The sequence below is a fragment of the Nonomuraea sp. NPDC026600 genome (assembly GCF_040638335.1).
In the GTDB taxonomy this organism is placed as follows: Bacteria; Actinomycetota; Actinomycetes; order Streptosporangiales; family Streptosporangiaceae; genus Nonomuraea.
Window position 1 is genome coordinate 1 of the sequence record NZ_JBEZYD010000103.1, and the last position, 1964, is coordinate 1964.

2 protein-coding genes are annotated in these 1964 nt (G+C 66.4%); one reads left to right on the forward strand and one right to left on the reverse strand.

From position 1 onward, the window contains the following. Window positions 1-122 precede the first annotated feature (122 nt). Entirely contained in the window at window positions 123-698 is a 576-nt protein-coding gene (locus AB0F17_RS66370; protein ID WP_358047834.1) for an AAA family ATPase, read from the forward strand. Between the two features lie 399 nt (window positions 699-1097). On the opposite strand, the gene AB0F17_RS66375 is transcribed toward AB0F17_RS66370, so the two are convergent. Next, window positions 1098-1535 (reverse strand): sugar phosphate nucleotidyltransferase, encoded by a 438-nt coding sequence (locus AB0F17_RS66375; protein WP_358047836.1) that lies wholly within the window; start codon window positions 1533-1535, stop codon window positions 1098-1100. Window positions 1536-1964 lie beyond the last annotated feature (429 nt).

Genomic DNA, 1964 nt, shown 5'->3' on the forward strand with positions numbered 1-1964 from the left:
CCCGGCGAGAACTACGCCAGGATCCCCTTTAACCCCTCCCGCGCTTGATGGGTATTAAAGGCCCGCTTTGGTGCATTTTCTCTGACACACCTCGGGATGCTGAGGATGCTACCTTCAACGCCGTGTCCGACCAGCTGAGCGACGTCCCGTCGAGCATCAGATGCAATTCGTCGGGTTCAACGGTCCTGATCGTCATCCGCGGCAACTCGGGATCGGGCAAGTCCACCGTGGCCCGGACCGTGCGGGAAACGTACGGCCAGCGTGGCATGGCCGTGATCGGTCAGGACGTGGTACGCCGAGAGATCCTGCGGGAAAAGGACGAGCCTGACGGTGTGAACATCGGGCTGCTCGACGTCATGTGCCGCCACGCCCTGGACGCCGGCTACCACGTCATCCTGGAGGGCATCCTCGCCCGGAGCCGCTACGGGGAGATGCTGCAAGCGCTGTTTCGCGACCATCGCGGCACCAGCCTCGGCTATTACCTGGACGTCTCCTGGGAAGAGACGCTCCGCAGGCACGAGACGCGGCCCCAGCGCGCCCGGTTCGGCCCCGATGACATGCGGCAGTGGTACCTCGGGCAGGATGTCCTGCCCGACGCAATGGAGACGATCATCCACGAGAGCAGCACACTGGACGAGACCGTGGGGCTGATTGTCCGGGACGCCGGTCTTCTGGTCGGCGAGGCGACCCGCCTGTGAGCAGCCAGGCTAGCTGACGTCGGCTCCAACCTTCCCGCAATAGGCACAGGCTTCTCCGCACGGTTCCCAAAACCACTCCTTGCGAGTCCGTCACTCATAGCTGCGTGCTTCGGTAGTGTGCCGGCTTCGGTCATGCGTTCGGTCCAGGAAACCGTGCCGCGGTCGGCGATCTCCTGCCACAGTCGGGCGCCGGCTCGGTGTCGCCTGCGGGGCCGGTTCCAGTGCGGAGTTGGACGGTGATGCCAGTGGTTAAACCTCCACACGAAATGACTGGGTGAGCGTTTCTGCAGGGAAACCACGGGCCCCGGGGGCGAACGCCCCCAGGGCCCGTTTTCATTGATCCACCCAAGAAGGCCCGTAGCCCATCCGGGCTGCGGGCGCCGTTGCAGCGCAAGGGAGTCAGTACCGCAGGTGCGCGGCGGTCACTCCGCCGTCCGCGCCCGCGCAGGCAGCCTGTAGCGCCGCCTGGTGCACCTGCTCGGCGGAACGGCCGGCCAGCGCGACGGGGCTTCCGGTGAGGGTGTACCACTCCTCGGCCCCGGTGTACTGCACCTGCACCCGGACCGCCTGGGCGTCGTAGGCGGCCTTGCCGTCGGCGCGCAGCTGCTGCACCAGGGCGGGGTTGGGCCGGAAGTGGTCCTGGATCAGGGACTTCCCGCCGGAGACGACGATGGTGATGTCGGTGATGCCGGAGGCGACCAGTTCGTGCACGGTGTGCTCGATCACCGGTTTGTCGCCGACCGGCAGCATCTCCTTGGGGATGGCCTTGGTCAGCGGCAGGAGGCGGGAGCCGAGTCCGGCGGCGGGGATCACTGCCCTGCGGATCGTCGGGCGCATCCGGTCTCTTCCTGTCGAGCGGCACACCGCGCCGACCAGCACGGCACGGTCCGACGCTAGCAACGCTCCGGCTCGAGTGTGAAGTTGGCCCGCCGGTGGAGACAACGCGGACCGGCAGCCGTCATCGCTCAGCGTTGCGCTCGTTCACCACCTGGGCGACCGGCCGGGGCGCCGACTCAGCGAACAGCCTCTCCTGCGATGGTCTGCGGCACAAGCACCGCTCATCGAGCTCGGCGTGCTTCGCCATCTCCACCAGTTCCGACTCTGGGATCAACCGGTGGATGTGGAAGCGGTCCTTGACCATGCCTTGCTGGCCGATCCACCTACACCCGGTCTTCTCTGAACTAAGAAGTTGATCTTAGGTGCGGCAGGTGGCGCCAGGTTAGGCGGGCATCTGTGGGGCCGGCCCTTGTTCACCTTCCATGGGTT

Excerpts from the sequence above, each read along its gene's own strand:
- AB0F17_RS66375 (WP_358047836.1), bottom strand. The coding sequence starts at position 1,535 with ATGCGCCCGACGATCCGCAGGGCAGTGATCCCCGCCGCCGGACTCGGC.